The organism is Ottowia sp. (genome assembly GCF_016703145.1).
In the GTDB taxonomy this organism is placed as follows: domain Bacteria; phylum Pseudomonadota; class Gammaproteobacteria; order Burkholderiales; family Burkholderiaceae_C; genus Ottowia.
Genome location: NZ_JADJCO010000003.1, coordinates 42,287 through 59,321, shown reverse-complemented (window position 1 = coordinate 59,321; position 17,035 = coordinate 42,287). Strand labels below are relative to the sequence as shown.

14 protein-coding genes and 2 pseudogenes are annotated in these 17,035 nt (G+C 66.9%); 11 read left to right on the top strand and 5 right to left on the bottom strand.

What is annotated here, in order from left to right; translation table 11 throughout:
• The first annotated feature begins 9 nt into the window (after positions 1-9).
• From IPG65_RS04025 to IPG65_RS03995, 7 genes and pseudogenes are all read left to right on the top strand, one after another.
• Positions 10-1,041, top strand: a complete 1,032-nt coding sequence (locus tag IPG65_RS04025; RefSeq protein ID WP_293187995.1) for an SPFH domain-containing protein — start codon at positions 10-12, stop codon at positions 1,039-1,041.
• Positions 1,042-1,135: 94 nt separating this feature from the next.
• Positions 1,136-2,653: a DUF4178 domain-containing protein gene (locus IPG65_RS04020; RefSeq protein ID WP_293189936.1), complete on the top strand. Its 1,518-nt coding sequence runs from the start codon at positions 1,136-1,138 to the stop codon at positions 2,651-2,653.
• Positions 2,654-2,691: 38 nt separating this feature from the next.
• On the top strand, positions 2,692-2,913 hold the full coding sequence (locus IPG65_RS04015; protein ID WP_293187994.1) for a DUF350 domain-containing protein: 222 nt from the start codon (positions 2,692-2,694) through the stop codon (positions 2,911-2,913).
• Positions 2,914-3,266: 353 nt separating this feature from the next.
• On the top strand, positions 3,267-4,754 hold the full coding sequence (locus IPG65_RS04010; protein WP_293189934.1) for a polyamine aminopropyltransferase: 1,488 nt from the start codon (positions 3,267-3,269) through the stop codon (positions 4,752-4,754).
• Complete coding sequence (locus IPG65_RS04005) at positions 4,751-6,325, top strand: FAD-dependent oxidoreductase (protein ID WP_293187993.1); 1,575 nt, start codon at positions 4,751-4,753, stop codon at positions 6,323-6,325. The genes IPG65_RS04010 and IPG65_RS04005 overlap by 4 nt, the downstream gene beginning before the upstream one ends.
• Positions 6,326-6,346: 21 nt before the next feature.
• The gene (locus IPG65_RS04000; RefSeq protein WP_293187992.1) at positions 6,347-6,703 is read left to right on the top strand and encodes a hypothetical protein; all 357 of its coding nucleotides are present in this window, start codon (positions 6,347-6,349) and stop codon (positions 6,701-6,703) included.
• A 6-nt stretch (positions 6,704-6,709) separates the two neighbouring features.
• Positions 6,710-7,123: pseudogene (locus IPG65_RS03995) on the top strand (AAA family ATPase); the annotation flags it as partial.
• A 156-nt stretch (positions 7,124-7,279) separates the two neighbouring features.
• Here IPG65_RS03995 and IPG65_RS03990 read toward each other — a convergent pair.
• The 3 genes and pseudogenes from IPG65_RS03990 to speD form a co-directional block, all read right to left on the bottom strand.
• Positions 7,280-8,658, bottom strand: a pseudogene (locus tag IPG65_RS03990) (aminopeptidase P N-terminal domain-containing protein); the annotation flags it as partial.
• Positions 8,655-9,347, bottom strand: a complete 693-nt coding sequence (locus IPG65_RS03985; protein ID WP_293189932.1) for a nucleotidyltransferase family protein — start codon at positions 9,345-9,347, stop codon at positions 8,655-8,657. The pseudogene IPG65_RS03990 and the gene IPG65_RS03985, both read right to left, overlap by 4 nt.
• Positions 9,348-9,370: 23 nt before the next feature.
• Positions 9,371-9,748, bottom strand: a complete 378-nt coding sequence (gene speD / locus IPG65_RS03980; RefSeq protein ID WP_293187991.1) for an adenosylmethionine decarboxylase — start codon at positions 9,746-9,748, stop codon at positions 9,371-9,373.
• Between the two features lie 111 nt (positions 9,749-9,859).
• On the opposite strand from speD, the gene tkt reads away from it, so the two are divergent.
• The 3 genes from tkt (at position 9,860) to IPG65_RS03965 (ending at position 14,264) form a co-directional block, all read left to right on the top strand.
• A complete protein-coding gene (tkt, locus tag IPG65_RS03975) occupies positions 9,860-11,890 on the top strand; it encodes a transketolase (RefSeq protein WP_293187990.1) in 2,031 nt (676 codons plus the stop codon).
• 41 nt (positions 11,891-11,931) lie between these two features.
• Positions 11,932-12,930 carry a type I glyceraldehyde-3-phosphate dehydrogenase gene (gap, locus tag IPG65_RS03970; RefSeq protein ID WP_293187989.1) on the top strand — a complete coding sequence of 333 codons (999 nt, stop codon included), beginning with the start codon at positions 11,932-11,934 and terminating at the stop codon, positions 12,928-12,930.
• A 98-nt stretch (positions 12,931-13,028) separates the two neighbouring features.
• A complete protein-coding gene (locus tag IPG65_RS03965) occupies positions 13,029-14,264 on the top strand; it encodes an adenylate/guanylate cyclase domain-containing protein (protein ID WP_293187988.1) in 1,236 nt (411 codons plus the stop codon).
• On the opposite strand, the gene IPG65_RS03960 is transcribed toward IPG65_RS03965, so the two are convergent.
• Complete coding sequence (locus tag IPG65_RS03960) at positions 14,197-14,769, bottom strand: restriction endonuclease (RefSeq protein WP_293187987.1); 573 nt, start codon at positions 14,767-14,769, stop codon at positions 14,197-14,199. The genes IPG65_RS03965 and IPG65_RS03960 overlap by 68 nt on opposite strands.
• Before the next feature lie 346 nt (positions 14,770-15,115).
• Between IPG65_RS03960 and IPG65_RS03955 the strand changes: the two genes are divergently transcribed.
• On the top strand, positions 15,116-16,492 hold the full coding sequence (locus IPG65_RS03955) for an alkaline phosphatase PhoX (RefSeq protein WP_293187986.1): 1,377 nt from the start codon (positions 15,116-15,118) through the stop codon (positions 16,490-16,492).
• Here IPG65_RS03955 and IPG65_RS03950 read toward each other — a convergent pair whose 3' ends face one another.
• On the bottom strand, positions 16,493-16,969 hold the full coding sequence (locus tag IPG65_RS03950) for a peptidylprolyl isomerase (RefSeq protein WP_293187985.1): 477 nt from the start codon (positions 16,967-16,969) through the stop codon (positions 16,493-16,495).
• Positions 16,970-17,035 lie beyond the last annotated feature (66 nt).

The window sequence follows — 17,035 nt, the reverse complement described above, 5'->3', positions numbered from 1 at the left end:
GGATTCGCCATGGGCCTGATGGACTTCATCAAGAAACAGTTCATTGACATCATCCAGTGGACCGAGGAGGGCGACGGCACGCTGGCCTGGCGCTTCCCCATGCGCGACATGGAAATCCAGTACGGCGCGTCGCTGACGGTGCGTGAATCACAAATGGCGGTGTTTGTGAACGAGGGCAAGGTGGCCGATGTGTTTGGCCCCGGCATGTACAAGCTCACGACGCAGACCATTCCGGTGCTGACCTACCTGAAGAACTGGGACAAGCTGTTTGAGTCCCCGTTCAAGAGCGAGGTGTATTTCTTCAGCACGCGCCAGCAGGTGGACCAGAAATGGGGCACCTCGCAGCCCGTGACCATCCGCGACAAGGATTTTGGCGCCGTGCGCCTGCGCGCATTTGGCAATTACAGCTTTCGCATCGCCGACCCCAAGCTGTTCCACACCGAAATTTCGGGCACGCGTGAAAGTTATGGCACGCAAGATCTGGACGGCCAGCTGCGCGGGTTGGTGCTGCAGCATCTGTCTGACGCCATCGCGCAAAGCGGCATCCCTTTCCTGGACCTGGCTGCCAACCAGATCGAGTTTGCCAAGGCGCTGAGTACGGAGCTGACTCCGGCGTTTGCGGCCATCGGCCTCAAGTTGGAAGGCATGACGGTGCAGAACGTGTCGCTGCCCGAAGAGCTGCAGAAGATCCTGGACCAGAAGATCGGCATGGGCATGGTCGGCAACGACATGGGCAAGTTCATGCAGTACCAGACGGCGCAGGCCATCCCGAAATTTGCCGAAGGCGGTGGCGGCAGTGGCATTGCCGGCGACGCCATGGGCCTGGGTGCCGGTCTGGCGCTGGGCCAGGTGCTGGCGCAGAACCTGCAGCAGGGCCTGCAGGGTGGTGCTAATGCTGCTGCAGCCGCAGCTGGCGCGGCCATCAAGCCCGAGGACATCATGGCCACCCTGGAAAAGCTGGGCGAGCTCAAGGCCAAGGGCATCCTGACGGACGAAGAGTTCAGCGCCAAGAAGGCCGAGCTGCTGAAGAAGCTGGTGTAGCAAAGAAGGCGGGTCATCCCGGACTTGATCCGGGATCCATGTTGGCGCGCCAACGTCTGGATTGCGGGTCAAGCCCGCAATGACCACGCTCCCCATGGCCACTCCACCTACCCCCCTTCGCGCCTACCGCGCACCCTGCCCTGGCTGCGGCGCGCCGGTTGAATTCCGCAGCGCGCAGTCCACCCACGCGGTGTGCGGTTATTGCCGCAGCACCGTGGTGCGCAGTGGCGACGTGCTCACGCGCGTGGGCAAGATGGCCGAGCTGTTTGACGACCACAGCCCGTTGCAGCTGCAGGCCAGCGGCCACTGGCAGGGCCGTGCCTTCACGCTGGTGGGCCGGCTGCAATACAAGTCGCCCGCAGGCACCTGGACCGAGTGGGAGGCGCTGCTGGACGATGGCAGCATGGCGACGCTGGCCGAAGACAACGGCGCGTATGTATTCAGCGTGCCGGCAAAAATGCAGCGCGAGCTGCCCCTGGCCGACAAATTCCGCGTGGGGGCCATCACGGCGGTCGCCGGCAAGCCGTTCAGCATCGCCAGCAACGACCAGGCCGCGCTGGTGGCCGCACAAGGCGAGCTGCCGCACCTGCCGCCGCTGGGCCAGCCGTTTGCATTTGTGGAGCTGCGCAGCGCCGAGGGCGAGGTACTCAGCATCGACTACAGCGCGCAGCCGCCCTCGGTGTCGCGCGGTCGGGCGGTGCTGCTGGAGGAGCTCAAGCTCAGCGGCTTGCGCGACGAGATGGTCAAGCAGGAGCGCGGCCGCCAGTTCGACTGCCCCAACTGCGGCGCGGCGGTAGAGGTGACGCTGGCCAACAGCAAGGCCATCACCTGCCGTTCGTGCAACAGCCTGATCGATCTGAGCTCGGGTGTGGGCGCACAACTGAGCCACGCCATCCAGCACGAGCCCGTGCAGCCGATCATCCCGCTGGGCAGCACGGGGCTGCTGCAGGGCGTGCAGTGGCAGGTGGTGGGCTTTCAGCACCGGCTGGGCCATGACCCGCAGGAAGAAGACGCAGAGCACTTTGGCTGGGACGAGTATTTGCTGTACCACCCCAAGCGCGGCTTCAGCTTCCTGGTGGACAGCGAAGAGGGCTGGAGCATGGTCAAGCCCACCACGGGCGCGCCGCAGCTGTCGCGCAACGCGCAGACCGCCAGCTACCTGGGCAGCAGCTACCAGCTGGCGTACAGCTACGAGGCCGAGACGACCTATGTGGCGGGCGAGTTTTACTGGCAGGTCGCGCGAGGGCAAAAGACCTTCAACCGCGACTTCGCCAAAGGCAAAGCCCTGCTGTCCATGGAGCAGACGCCGGCCGAGATCACCTGGTCCAGCGGCAGCCGCATGGAGGCCGACGCTGTCATCAAGGCCTTTGGCCTGCAGGGCAAGGAAGACCTGCTCAAGCGCACCGACGCTGCGCCCGTCAGCGCATCATCGGGCGTGGGCTGCATGTCGGTGATCGTCATGTTTGTCATCCTTGTCATCTTCCTGGCGTTGCTGCGCGGGTGCATGCAGTCATGTGACCCGCAGCGCGAGAACTGCAGCAGCTCGGGCAGCACCTGGCGCTCGGGCGGCGGCTCGTACGGCGGGTATTCCAGTGGCGGCAGCCACAAGTAGCAACAGGTTCATGGTCATGTATCTAACCGGAGGTCGTCATGGGTTTTGAATGGCTGAAAGCAGGGGCCTTCTTCGGCTCCATCGTGTATGCGCTGGTCGGCGTGGTGGTGTTCTGGCTGAGTTTCGTCGTCATCGACAAGATCACGCCCTACAACCTGTGGGAAGAGATCGTGGAGAAACAGAACGTTGCGTTGGGCATCGTTGTGGGCTCGATGAGCCTGGGCATTTCGATCATCGTGGCTGCGGCAGTGCACGGCTGATGTTCTGGCTTGTGTTCTGCCGCGCTGGTTGCACTGCGCGGCAAAGGCGTGCGCGGACCCCCGTCAACGCTTCACTAAAGCGGTCGCCTGCGGCGACTGCCCTGCGCTGCTCGGTCAATCGGCCCACCGCAGAACTCGCTACGCGCTGCGCGCTGCGCTCGGACAGCCGCGGTGAGTCAGTCAACGAGCGCGCTAAAGCGCGTGGCCGCATGCCCTGCGCTGCTCGGCGCTTTAGAGGCGCATTGCCGGGTGTCCGCGCACGCCTTTGCAGAGGCAGACTTGGCGCACCCCCCGCCCCCACCGCCTGACGCCCAAAAACGTGAGCGAAAACCCCCCGCCCAGTAGAGGTAGCCCTGCTGGCCAGCGTCTTCGTAGTAGCCGCCTGCGGACTCGTCTACGAGCTGGCAGCAGCAGCACTGGCCTCCTACGTGCTGGGCGATTCGGTGCTGCAGTTCTCCACCATCATTGGTGCGTACCTGTTTGCCATGGGCGTGGGCTCATACCTGTCACGTTTCTTTGACCGGCAACTGCCCGCGCACTTCCTGCGCATTGAATTGCTGGTGGCGCTGATCGGCGGCGCGCTGCCAGCCCTGCTGTTCATTGCCAATGCGTGGGCGCCCGGTGCATTCCGCCTGCTGCTGTACGGGCTGGTGCTGGTGGTGGGCACACTGGTGGGGCTGGAGATACCGCTGGTCATGCGCATCCTCAAGCGCAATGTGGCGCTGCGCGACCTGGTGTCGCAGGTGCTGACGTTTGACTACCTGGGGGCGCTGGCCGTGTCGGTGGCGTTCCCGCTGGTGCTGGTGCCGCAGCTGGGGCTGATCCGCACCGGGCTGCTGTTTGGCCTGATGAATGCGGCCGTGGCACTGTGGGCGCTGTGGTTGTTTCGCCATGAGCTGCGCCAGTGGCGCGCACACGCCGCCGCCTGCGTGGGTGTGCTGGCCTTGCTGGGCGCGGGCTTTGCCGGGGCTGATCACATCACCACGCTGGCCGAAGACCGCTTCTATCAAGACCGCATCGTCGCCAGTGAACGGTCCCCCTGGCAGCGCATCGTGGTCACGCAGGGGCGCAACGGCCATCGCCTGTTCCTCAACGGCAACCTGCAGTTTGCGCAGCGTGACGAATACCGTTACCACGAGGCCCTGGTCCACCCCGCCATGGCCGCGCACGGCGCGCCGAAGAAAGTGGCCGTGCTGGGCGGCGGCGACGGTTTGGCCGTGCGCGAGGTGCTCAAGTACCCGTCAGTGCAAAGTGTGACGCTGGTGGAGCTGGACCCGGCCATGACGCGGCTGTTTGCACAGCAACCCGCGCTGGCGCAGCTGAACGCCAATGCGCTGGCGTCGCCCAAGGTCAGCATTGTCAATACCGACGCCTTCAAATGGCTGGAGCACGACAAAGGCAGCTACGACGTGATCGTGGTGGACTTCCCCGACCCGACCAACTTTGCCATCGGCAAGCTGTACACCAACTCGTTCTATGCGCTGCTGGACCAGCGGCTTTCCGCGGGCGGCTATGCCGTGGTGCAGACCACGTCGCCGCTGGTGGCGCGCAAAAGCTTCTGGACGGTGGTGACCACGATTGAATCGGTGGGCCTGCGCGCGGCGCCCTACCACGCCCATGTGCCCAGCTTTGGCGAATGGGGCTTTGTCCTCGCCAGCCGCAGGCCCTGGCGCATGCCCGATGCATTGCCCGCGGGCCTGCGCTTTCTGGACCTGCCGGCGCTGGCGCCGATGTTTGACTTTCCGCGCGACATGGCCCGCGTACCGGCAGACGTCAACCGCCTGTCCAACCAGGCGCTGGTGACCACCTACGAGCGCGAATGGGGCAAGGTGCACGAATGATCGGCCGCCGTGCTGTGCTGGCTGCCACAGGCGCAGGGGCCGTGCTGCCGCTGCTGGGCTGCGAACGCGCGGCAGACATCACGGGCGGCTTCACCGGCATCAGCCACGAGCGCGGCCACCTCCTGCACGAGCCGCCGCGCAACCTGACGCCTGGCGTCACCCGTCGCGTGCACACGCTCATCGCAGGCGGTGGCGTGGCCGGGCTGGCGGCAGCGCGCGCGCTGCGGCTGCAGGGCCGCGACGACTTTGCCTTGCTGGAGCTGGAAGACACAGCTGGCGGCAACAGCCGCGCAGGCAGTGTGCAGGGCATGGCCTGCCCGCTGGGCGCGCATTACCTGCCCGTGCCGGGCGACGATGCGCGCGAGGTGCAGGACCTGCTGGAAGAACTGGGCCTGCGCCGCCGCGTGGCCGGGCGCTGGGTGTACGACGAACGCCACCTGTGCCACAGCCCGCAGGAGCGCCTGTTTTTTAACGGCAGTTGGCAAGAAGGCTTGCTGCCCTTGCAGGGGGTGGGCGCGGTCACGCTGGGCCAGTACACGCGGTTCGCGCAACGAATTGCAGCTATCCAGCGCACGTCGCGCTTTGCGTTGCCGTCGTTTCGCGCACCCTTCACACCGCAACACGCTGCGCTTGACAGCATGACGTTTGCCCGCTGGCTGGACGAAGAGAAGCTGGACGACCCGCACCTGCGCTGGTACCTGGACTACTGCTGCCGCGACGACTACGGCGCAGGCATCGCCACCGTGTCGGCCTGGGCGGGCGTGCATTATTTCGCCAGCCGACACGGCTTTCAGGCGCCGGGCGGTGACGATGGACCCCGAGACGCCGTGTTGACCTGGCCCGAAGGCAACGGCTGGCTCACGCAGCGCCTGGCCGCGCCGCTGGGCAAGCGCCTGCATGCGGGGCGCACCGTGCTGCGCATTGCCCAGGTGCGACAGGGTGTAGAGGTGGATGCGTTTGACCACGCCACCCGCACGCTGGAGCGCTGGCAGGCGCGCGAGTGCATCGTGGCGCTGCCGGTGTTGGTGGCCGCGCGCGTGGTGCACGACCCGCCCCCCATGCTGCGCGCAGCCGCGGCCCGCATACAGTACGCCCCCTGGCTGGTGGCCAACATTCACCTGCGCTCGCCGCTGCACGACCGCCCCGGCGCGCCGCCTAGTTGGGACAACGTGCTGTACGGCTCCACCGGCCTGGGCTATGTGGATGCGCGCCACCAGGCGCTGGACCCGCGCCCCGGCCCCACGGTTCTCACCTGGTACCACGCGCCGGGTCTGTCGCCCACCGCGCGGGCGCACTTGCTGGATGCGCCCTGGACCCATTGGCGCGATATGGTGCTGGGCGAGCTGTCGCAGGCCCATGCCGATCTGCCGGAAGTAGCCACGCAGGTGGACATCACGCGCTACGGCCATGCCATGGCGGTGCCGCTGCCCGGTGCACGCAGCGCAGCTGCAGCCAGGGTATCCAACGGCGGCCCGCTGCGCTTTGCCCACAGCGACTGGTCAGGCTACTCTGTATTTGAAGAAGCCTTCACACGCGGTCATCTCGCCGGCATGGCGCGTTATGGCGCATAATGCGCCAAAAAGGAGGACGCCGTGGCCGAGAACCCCGCATTCGTTTCCGTCAAGCTGCCGGCAGAGCTGGTCAAACACGCACGCGAAGCCTCGCAGACCATGCGCCGCTCCGTGGCCAGCCAGGTTGAATACTGGGCCACGCTGGGCCGGGCGCTGGAGCACGCCGGCCTGACCACCAGCGACAGCCACGCGCTGATCGCCCGCCAGGAACGCGCCCCCTACACCCTGTCACCGCCCACCAGCGGCCTGTCGCCCGACCTGGACGACCTGCACGGCCATGTGGTGGCGCTGGCCAAATCCGGCGCGCTGGCCGACCGCACCCAGCAAGCCGTGGCCACCAACCGGGGCAAGCGCGGCAAGGACCCCAAAGCAGCCTGACGGCGCATGCCGGTTCTGCACCTGATCGCCGGGCCCAATGGCGCCGGCAAGTCCACGCTTTACCGCTGCCTGCTTGCGCCGCGCTACCCGGCCCTGCCTTTCGTCAACCCGCAGGCCTACGAACAGGAGCACCTCCAACACCTGCCCACCCCGGAGGCCCGGGCGCTGGCCGCGCGCGAATGGGCCGACGCCCAGCGTCAGGCGCTGCTGCGCGCCAGCCGCCCGTTTGTGACGGAAACGGCGCTGTCCCACCCATCGCGCCTGGCCCTCATTGCGCAGGCCCGCGCGCTGGGCTACGAGGTGGTGCTGTACGCCATGTGCCTGGACGAGCCGCGCCGCCTGCTGCAGCGCGTGAGCCAGCGCCAGCGCGAAGGCGGCCACGGCGTGCCGTCGCACAAGGTGCTGGAGCGCTACCCGCGCAGCGTGGACAACCTGCGCCGCGCCGTGCACATGGCCGACCTGGCGCTGCTGATGGACGCCAGCGAAGCCAGCCAGGGCGGCCCGCGGCTGATTGCCACGATCGCCGCAGGGCAGATGCAGCTGCACGCGGTGCTGCGCCCCCGCCGCCGCGCTCCAGCGCATCAGCGCCTCGATCTCGTCCGCTTCACCGGCACCCCGCGCGAGATCAGCTCGCAGCCCGACGGCGTCACGATCGCATCGTCTTCGATGCGAATGCCAATGTTGTGAAACTGCTCCGGCACCCCCTCACCCGGGCGCACATAAATGCCGGGCTCGATGGTCAGCACCATGCCGGGCTGCAGCACGCGGCTGGGGCGGTTCTTGATGAGCTCGTTGCTCAGCGGGTCGCGCCGCTCGCTCACCTCACCGACCTGGACGGGCTCGACATAGCTGCCGCAGTCGTGCACGTCCATGCCCAGCCAGTGGCCGGTGCGGTGCATGTAAAACTTGAAGTACGCACGGCTGTCGATCACGTCGTCCACCGTGCCCACCTTGTTCTTGTCCAGCAGGCCCACGTCCAGCATGCCCTGGGCCAGCACGCGCACCGTGGCGTCGTGCGGGTCGTTGAAGCGGTTGCCGGGCTTGGTGGCGGCCACGGCCGCTTCTTGTGACGCCAGCACCAGGTCGTACAGCACGCGCTGCGGGCCTGTGAATTGGCCGTTGGCGGGGAAGGTGCGCGTGATGTCGCTGGCATAGCCGTCCAGCTCGCAGCCTGCGTCAATCAGCACCAGCTCGCCGGTGCGCACCGGCGCGGCGTCGGCGCGGTAATGCAGCACGCAGGCGTTGGCGCCCGCCGCCACGATGGAGCCGTACGCCGGGTACTGCGAGCCGCCCAGGCGGAATTCATGCAGCAGCTCGGCGTCCAGGTGGTATTCGCGCACGTCTTTGCCTTCGCGCAGCATGCGGGCGCTCAGTTGCATGGCGCGGATGTGCGCGCGTGCGCTGATGGCTGCCGCGCGGCGCATCACGTCTTGCTCATGGGCGTCCTTGATCAGGCGCATTTCGTCCCGCACGCCGCACAGGTCGCGCTGCTGCTCCGGGCAGAGCGCGCCGTAGCGCACGCGCGCGCGCACCTGGTTCAGCCAGCCGGCCACGCGCTGTTCCAGCCCGCTGTGGATGGCGAACGGGTACCACACGGCGTCGCGGTTCTCCATGAGTTTGGGCAGCTGTGCGTCCAGCTCGCCCACGGCATGGGCGGCGTCCACACCCAACGTGGCGAGCGCGGCGTCGGGGCCCAGGCGAAAGCCGTCCCAGATCTCGCGCTCCAGGTCCTTGGGCTGGCAAAACAGCGTGCTGCGTCCGTCACCCGTGATCACCAGCCAGGCGTTGGGCTCGGTAAAGCCGCTCAGGTAATAAAAGTAGCTGTCGTGCCGGTACAGAAAGTCGCTGTCGCGGTTGCGCGGGTGTTCGGCCGCGGTGGGGATGATGGCAATGCCGTCGCGGCCGATGGCGGCGGCCACGCGGGCGCGGCGCTGGGCGTACAGGGTGGTGGTCATGGCGTGGTCACTTGTGGGGTGTTCAGTTGGGCCAGCCGCTCGGGCGTGCCTACGTCGGTCCAGGGCCCGGTGTACAGCTCGGCGGTGATCTGCCCATTGTCCATCGCGGCGCGCAGCAACGGGGCCAGCGGGGCTTTGATGCCGGCCGGGTTGCCGGCAGGGATGCTGCAGTACGGCGGTTCAAACAGCGCGCGCCGGTACAGGCCGATGGTGGAGAAGGTGTATTTCAGTTCCGCCTGGTTCAGCGCCAGCCCGTCAGATGACAGGCCAAAGTCGCCCTTGAGGTTGTGCGGCGGGTTGGGCACCAGCCAGATGTGGCCCAGCTTGCCGCTGGCGGCAAAGCGGTCCATCGCGGCCTGGTTAAACGCAAAGCCCGGCACATACACGTCGCCGGCCAGCACCCAGAACACGTCGTCCAGCTGCGGCAGCGCACGAACAATGCCGCCGGCTGTTTCCAGCGCACCGCCAAAGTCGCGACCTTCGTGGGAATAGACCAGACGGTCGCCATAGCGCTGCTCGATCTGTTCCCCCAGCCACGCGGTGTTGGCCAGTTGACGGGTAAAGCCGCCCGCAGCCAGGGCCTCCATGGGCCACTGCATCAGCGGCTTGCCCTGCACTTGCAGCAGGGGTTTGGGCGCCACATCCGTTAAGGGGCGCATGCGTTCGCCGCGCCCCGCGGCCAAAATCATCGCCTGCGCCGTCATGCGGCCCATCACGCGGCATCCCCCCGGTCCAGCGACCGTTGCTCGGTCCATTCGGGCGCAAACCGGTCCACCAGCGCGTCCATCAGCGCGCGCGCCTTGGCCGAATGGTCGGCGCCAAAGTTGCACACGTACACGTCCAGCGTCACGGCGCGGTCCTCGGGCCAGGTGTGCACGCACAGGTGCGATTCGGCCAGCAGCACCGTGGCGGTGATGCCACCGGGGCCCCGCGGCGTGGCGGGAAAGGTATGGAACAGCTGGTTGACCGGCTGCAGCCCCGCGGCCTGCACCGCCTGCACGCACCAGGGTCCCAGGCGGGCCGCGTCGGTCAGCCAGGCCGCGTCGCAGCGGCACTGGTAAAGGTCGGCGGTCAAATGGAGGCCATGCATGGGCGTCACTGTAGAGCATTGGCCGTCCGTAACCCGGACAACCCCGCCTCCCGGAACAGCCCGGTAAAATGCCGGGTTTCCCCCCAGTCTTTCCCTCCCGGAGCCCCCCTGATGGCCAATACCCCAATGATGGCAAACGCGATCCGCGCGCTCGCCATGGACGCCGTGCAACAAGCCAATTCCGGGCACCCCGGCGCCCCCATGGGCATGGCCGACATGGCCACAGCCCTGTGGGGCCGGCACCTGCGCCACAACCCCACCAACCCCCAGTGGGCCGACCGCGACCGCTTTGTGCTGTCCAACGGCCACGGCTCCATGCTGATCTATGCGCTGCTGCACCTCACGGGCTACAAGCTGCCGATCGGCGAACTGAAGAACTTCCGCCAGCTGCACAGCAAGACCGCCGGCCACCCCGAGGTCGGCATCACCCCCGGCGTGGAGACCACCACCGGCCCGCTGGGCCAGGGCATCACCAACGCGGTGGGCATGGCGCTGGCCGAAAAGCTGCTGGCCAAAGAGTTCAACCGCGACGGCCATGCCATCGTGGACCACCACACCTATGTGTTCATGGGCGACGGCTGCCTGATGGAAGGCATCAGCCACGAAGCCTGCGCGCTGGCCGGCGCCTGGAAGCTCAACAAGCTGATCGCGCTGTACGACGACAACGGCATCTCCATCGACGGCCAGGTCCAGCCCTGGTTCATCGACAACACCGCTTTGCGCTTTGCGGCCTACGGCTGGAACGTGATCGGCCCCATCGACGGCCACGACGTGGACGCGGTGGACCGCGCCATTGCGGACGCCAAGAACAAGGCCGATGCGCCCACGCTGGTCATCTGCAAGACGCACATCGGCAAGGGCAGCCCCAACCGCGCCAACACGGCCAAGGCCCACGGCGAGCCGCTGGGCGCGGAGGAAATAAAGCTCACCCGCGAATCTCTGGGCTGGAGCCATGCCCCGTTTGAAGTGCCGAGCAGCGTGTACGCCGACTGGGACGCCAAGGCCGCGGGCCAGAAGGCCGAAGCCGCGTGGGACGCCAAATTTGCCGCTTACAAGGCAGCGCACCCCGAGCTGGCCGCTGAATTTGTGCGCCGCATGAAGGGCGACCTGCCCAAGACCTTTGCCCAGGTGGCGGTGGACACGGCCGTGGGCGCGCATGCCAAGGCTGAAACGGTGGCCTCGCGCAAGGCGTCGCAGCTGGCGCTGGAATCCTTTACCGCAGCATTGCCCGAGATGCTGGGCGGCAGCGCCGACCTGACGGGCTCCAACCTGACCAACACCAAGGCCACGCCGGCCTTGCGCGTAGACCTGGCCGGTGAAGTCAAGCTGAATGAGGAAGGCAAGATCGGCCGCCACATCAACTACGGCGTGCGCGAATTCGGCATGGCCGCCATCATGAACGGCGTGGCGCTGCACGGCGGCTTCATCCCCTACGGCGGCACCTTCCTGACCTTCAGCGACTACAGCCGCAACGCGCTCCGCATGGCGGCGCTGATGAAGCTGCGCGTGGTGCATGTGTTCACGCACGACTCCATCGGCCTGGGCGAAGACGGCCCCACGCACCAGTCCATCGAGCACGCGGCCAGCCTGCGCCTGATCCCCAACCTGGACGTCTGGCGCCCCGGTGACACGGCCGAGACCGCCGTGGCCTGGGCCGTGGCCCTGCAGAACAAGGCCAAGCCCACTGCGCTGCTGCTCAGCCGCCAGAACCTGCCCTACGCGCCCAAGCGCGACCTGGGCGACATCAGCCGCGGCGCCTATGTGCTGTCCGAGCCCGCCGACCTGGGCCTGAAGAAGAAAACCCAGGCCGTGATCATTGCCACCGGCTCTGAAGTGCAGCTGGCCCTGAAAGCACAAGAGCTGCTGGCCGCGCAAAAGATCGCGGTGCGCGTCGTGTCCATGCCCTCCACCACCACGTTCGACAAACAGACCGTGGCCTACAAGGCCAGCGTGCTGCCCGCAGGCGTGCCGCGCGTGGCGGTGGAAATGGGCGTGACCGACGGCTGGTGGAAATACGGCTGCGCGGCCGTGGTGGGCATCGACACCTACGGCGAATCGGCCCCCGCGCCGGTGCTGTTCAAGCACTTCGGCTTCACGCCCGAGAACGTGGCCGACACGGTGCGTGCCGCGCTGCGCAAATAAACAAGAGACCCGGTTTCATCATCCCCCTGAGAAAGCAAATCATGACGATCAAGATTGGCATCAACGGCTTCGGCCGCATCGGCCGCAACGTGCTGCGCTCGGCGCTGCAGAACTTCCCCGACATTGAAATCGTGGGCATCAACGACCTGCTGGAGCCCGACTACCTGGCCTACATGCTGCAATACGACAGCGTGCACGGCCGCTTCAAGGGTCAAGTCAGCGTGGAAGGCAACACCCTGATCGTCAATGGCAAGAAGATCCGCCTGACGCAGGAGCGCGACCCCGCCAACCTGAAGTGGGGCGACGTGGGCGCCGACGTGGTGATCGAGTCCACCGGCCTGTTCCTGGACAAAGTCACCGCGCAAAAGCACCTGGACGCCGGCGCCAAAAAGGTGATCCTGTCAGCCCCGTCGAAAGACGACACGCCCATGTTCGTGTTCGGCGTGAACGACAAGACCTACAAGGGTGAAGCCATCATCTCCAACGCCTCGTGCACCACCAACTGCCTGGCCCCGCTGGCCAAGGTGCTCAACGACAAGTGGGGCATCAAGCGCGGCCTGATGACCACCGTGCACGCCGCCACCGCCACGCAAAAGACCGTGGACGGCCCCAGCAACAAGGACTGGCGCGGCGGCCGCGGCATCCTGGAAAACATCATCCCGTCCAGCACCGGTGCGGCCAAGGCCGTGGGCGTGGTGATCCCCGAGCTGAACAAGAAGCTCACGGGCATGTCGTTCCGCGTGCCCACCAGCGACGTGTCGGTGGTGGACCTGACGGTGGAGCTGCTCAAGGAAGCCACCTACAAGGAAATCTGCGCCGAATTCAAGGCGCAATCCGAAGGCGCCCTCAAGGGCGTGCTGGGCTACACCGAAGACAAGGTGGTTGCCACCGACTTCCGCGGCGACACCCGCACCAGCATTTTTGACGCCGACGCCGGCATCGCGCTGGACGGCACCTTCGTCAAGCTGGTGAGCTGGTACGACAACGAGTGGGGTTATTCCAACAAGTGCCTGGAGATGGTGCGCGTCGTCGCCAAGTAGGTTGCGCCCCCCCCCCCTCGGAACGCGCCTTCGCGCGTTTTTTATTGCCCGCACAACCCTATACTCCCAAAGTACACAAAGACACCAGGGAGGTGACGATGCAGGAATGGGCATTCCGTGAATGGCTTGCGGCCCGCAGCTGGGGCCTGGCCGTGCGCTACTGCCGGGCCGTGGCCTGGCTTTTGCCGCCGGCGGCGCTGGCGGCCAATGCGCCCTACTTTCAGGGTGATGGCTGGCCCGACGACCCGGGCTTTCTCTGGTTGCTGGCCTGGCAGGTCACGGCCGAGGCGGTCTGCATCGCCACCGTGCTCGCGAACCGCTGGCTGCCCCAGCTGCGCGGGCGCGAATGGCCGCTGTACCTGTTTTGCGCTGTGTTCATGGCCATGACCACCTGGATCGGCCTGGCCGACGGCGCGCTGCGCGGCGACCTGTCGCTGTACGCCACGGGCAGCACCTTCATCGCCGCGGTCATTTGCACACCCCGGCCCATGCGCCGGCCCTTGTATGCACTGAGTTTTGCCGCGCTGTGCGTGGCAGCGTGGCTGGGCGCCCACGGCAGCGTGGCGACCACGGTGGCCATGCTGGTCAACCCGTTTTGCGTGGTGGTGCTGTGCATGGAGCTGGACCGGCTCACGCTGTCACGCGCCCGGGCCCTGTACGGCGAAACCCGCCGGGCCGAAGCCGAGCGCGAGCGCGCCGACAGCGTGCTGTACGACCTGCTGCCGGTGCATGTGGCCGAGCAGCTCAAGCAGGACGGCCGCGCCCCCGCGGTGAAGTACGCCAACATGGGCGTGCTGTTTGCCGACATCGTCGGCTTCACACGCTACGCACGCCGCCTGCCGCCCGATGCGCTGGTGATGATGCTCAACCAGGTGTTCAGCGGCTTTGACGGCCTGGTGCGCGAGCATGGCGTGGAAAAGATCAAGACCCTGGGCGACGGCTACATGGCGGTGGCGCACGAAGGCGCCAGCAGCCTGTGTGGCCTGGCACTGGCCATGCACAACGCCATGGCGGCCTACAACCAGGCCAACGGCACCGACCTGCATCTGCGCATCGGTATCCATGCCGGGCCGGCCGTGGCCGGTGTCATTGGCACGCAGCGCCCGCTGTACGACGTCTGGGGCGAGACCGTCAATGTGGCCAGCCGGCTGGAATCGGCCGCGCCGTCGGGTGCCACCCTGGTCAGCGCCGCGGTGTACGCGCAGGCTGCCGCCAGCTTTGCGTTTGAGGTGGTGCCCTGCGTGCCGCTGCGCGACTGCGGCAGCGTCAAGGGGTGGCTGTTGCAGGCCAGTGCCGCAGCAGCAGCACCAGCGCCTGTGGCTGCACGAGCTTGACCTGGTGCGTGCGCGCAAAGCGCTGGGCGTTGTCGCTCAGCGTGCCCAGCGTGACGTACTGGCATTCGCTGGCGCCGCGCGCCTGCATCGCGGCGTGCAATTCCTGCAGCGCGTCAACCCCCGGCTTGGCTGCCTTCCAGCGCTTGGCGGCAACCACTGCCGTTTTGCCCTGGCGCGTGAGCACGAAGTCGGCCGCGCCTTCGATTCGCTGCACCGCGTAACCATCGCGCTGCCAGGCCTGCTCCAGCGCAAGGGCAAAGTCGCGCCACGACATGGCCGATACAGCGGCAAGGATGGCGTCGGTCTTTTTGGCACTGGGCGCCTGCAGCTGCTGCCACAGCGCAATGCAGCCAATGGCCAGCATCGGAAAGCCGCCCATCGCGCCAAAGATCCAGTAGTCGTCGGGTAGCAGGGCTTTGGACGCACCGGCGAACACGATGGCAATCAGGATGCTGATCCACCACGGCGAACGCAGCAGCACGGCGAACAGGGAATTGGGGGCCATTCGGAATTTCATGAGACCGCGATGTTACCGGGTGATGGGCTGTGGCCCGCCGGCCGGGCCTACTGCGTCAAACAATGTCACAAGTGCTGCGAGCATGGCGGTGCCCGCCGCAGGCGGCTTCACTAAGGTAACCCCCATGCAAGACTTCAAGCATGGAAGACAGCACCGCTCTTCCACCGCATCGGTTGCCGTCCGCCGCACGTCTGCGCGGCGGCTGGGCTGACGTGACCGGCCTGCTGGCGCCCTGGCCGCACGCTGCCGGGCTGCGCCACAGGCGCGGGCCCGCTGGGCTTCAAGGCGTGCCGGCTCCACCGCCGACGCGATGCCTGCCAGGCTACATCGCCAAGTGATCGCCGCCTGGGGCGAACCCGTGGGGCTGTCGGGCGAGATGCCCGCCTTCAAGGACGACGCTGCCAACACGGCCGCCGACCAGGAAGCCCAGATGGGCATGCACCATGACGGCATCCACTTTTTTGCCCAGGACGGCAGCAAGTCCGGCCTGCTGGTGATGAACCACGAGTATGTGGACGACGGCCTGCTGCACACCGATGGCCTGAAGACCTGGACGGCCGAGAAAGTGCGCAAGGCCCAGGCCGCGCACGGTGTGGCTGTGATCGAGGTGGAGCAAAAAGACGGCAAGTGGCAGATGGTGCGCCCCTCGCCCTGGGCCCCATACCGCGCCCCTGTCGGGCCCCCCGCCCCACCCGACCCCGCTGAACAACTGCGGCAGCGGGTCCCCTGGGGCACCTACCTGACCTGTGAAGAAAACTCATCTTCTACTTCAAGGGCCCACGGCCCAACGCCCACCCGGCAGGGGACCCGCTCCTCAGAGCATGATGCGCTGCGCCCCCCCGCGGTCAGACACCCCGACCCCCCCCCTGGCCCCCCCAGGGGCCCCCCTCCTGGTATTCGGGCGAAGACGCGCGCTGAATACATCTACAAGTTCGTCAGCCGCGACGCCATTCAGCCCGGCGGTGCGCGCGCCAACACCGAGCTGCTGGACCACGCCACGCTGTACGTGGCGAAGCTTGACGCCGACGGCAAAGGCCGCTGGCTGGCACTGACGCACGGCCAGGGCCCGCTGACGGCGGCCAACGGTTTTGCCGACCAGGGCGAGGTGCTGATCAAGACCCGCCAGGCCAGCGACCTGCTGGGCGCCACCAAGATGGACCGCCCCGAGTGGATCGACATCGACAAGCAGGGCTGGGTCTATTGCACGCTGACCAACAACAGCAACCGTGGCGCAGACAAGCAGCCCGGCGTGGACGCCATGAACCCGCGCGCCAACAACACCATGGGCAACATCATCCGCTGGAAGGAAGACGGCGACTTTGACGGCGCCACCTTCCAGTGGAACCATTTCGTTCTGGCCGGCGACCCGGCCAACGAACGCGCCGACGCCAAAGGCAATGTCAAGGGCGATGCATTCGGCTGCCCCGACGGCCTGTGGACCGATGCGCCGCGGTGTGTTGTGGATCCAGACCGACATGTCCACCTCGGCCATGGGCAAGGGCGATTTGAAGGGCCTGGGCAACAACCGCTGCCCAGAGCGGCGCTCCCCGGTGGGGCCGGCGTGAAGGACGGGCGCACGGCGCCGGCCCGTATCGCACCCGGGAAGCCCGTCAGCGCAGCGACCCGGCGGCGTCCAACTGGCCGACCAGCGCCCCCGGCCCGCGGCCACGTGGTGATCCGCAAGGCCGACGGCGGTGTGATCGGTACCTGATCAGTGGTGATGCCCGCCCGTGCCATGCACGTGGCGGTGCGCAATCTCTTCAGCCGTGCCGGCACGTGTGCCCACCACCTTGAGCGTGAAGCGCAGTGCCTTGCCGGCCAGCGGGTGGTTGCCGTCCAGGTGCACTTCGGCGCCCTTGATCTTCATCACGGTAAAGGCTACAGCTGAGCCGTCTTCGCCCCGGCCCTCCAGCTGGCCGCCGACCTTCACGCCCGGGGGGAACTGGGTTTTGGGGATGACCTGCACCAGTGATTCATCGCGCAGGCCAAAGGCGTCTTCGGGCCCCAGGTCCAGCACGACCTGGTAGCCCGGCTCCTGGCCGTCCAGGGCTTCTTCAATCTTCGGCAGCGTGTTTTCATAGCCGCCGTGCAGGTAAACCATGGGTTCCTTGCTCTCTTCGATCAGTTTGCCCGTGGGCTCGGCGATCTTGAACTGGAGGGACACAACCGTGTCTTTGGTGATTTTCATGCCCCCGATTTTGCCGTGACTTGCATCCCCATTTGGGCAGTACAGTCTGGGGTCCCCGTTTTGACA

Coding starts and splice junctions, on each gene's coding strand:
- IPG65_RS04025 (WP_293187995.1), top strand. CDS start 10: ATGGGCCTGATGGACTTCATCAAGAAACAGTTCATTGACATCATCCAG.
- IPG65_RS04020 (WP_293189936.1), top strand. CDS start 1,136: ATGGCCACTCCACCTACCCCCCTTCGCGCCTACCGCGCACCCTGCCCT.
- IPG65_RS04015 (WP_293187994.1), top strand. CDS start 2,692: ATGGGTTTTGAATGGCTGAAAGCAGGGGCCTTCTTCGGCTCCATCGTG.
- IPG65_RS04005 (WP_293187993.1), top strand. CDS start 4,751: ATGATCGGCCGCCGTGCTGTGCTGGCTGCCACAGGCGCAGGGGCCGTG.
- IPG65_RS03985 (WP_293189932.1), bottom strand. CDS start 9,347: ATGATTTTGGCCGCGGGGCGCGGCGAACGCATGCGCCCCTTAACGGAT.
- speD (WP_293187991.1), bottom strand. CDS start 9,748: ATGCATGGCCTCCATTTGACCGCCGACCTTTACCAGTGCCGCTGCGAC.
- tkt (WP_293187990.1), top strand. CDS start 9,860: ATGGCCAATACCCCAATGATGGCAAACGCGATCCGCGCGCTCGCCATG.
- gap (WP_293187989.1), top strand. CDS start 11,932: ATGACGATCAAGATTGGCATCAACGGCTTCGGCCGCATCGGCCGCAAC.
- IPG65_RS03965 (WP_293187988.1), top strand. CDS start 13,029: ATGCAGGAATGGGCATTCCGTGAATGGCTTGCGGCCCGCAGCTGGGGC.
- IPG65_RS03960 (WP_293187987.1), bottom strand. CDS start 14,769: ATGGCCCCCAATTCCCTGTTCGCCGTGCTGCTGCGTTCGCCGTGGTGG.
- IPG65_RS03950 (WP_293187985.1), bottom strand. CDS start 16,969: ATGAAAATCACCAAAGACACGGTTGTGTCCCTCCAGTTCAAGATCGCC.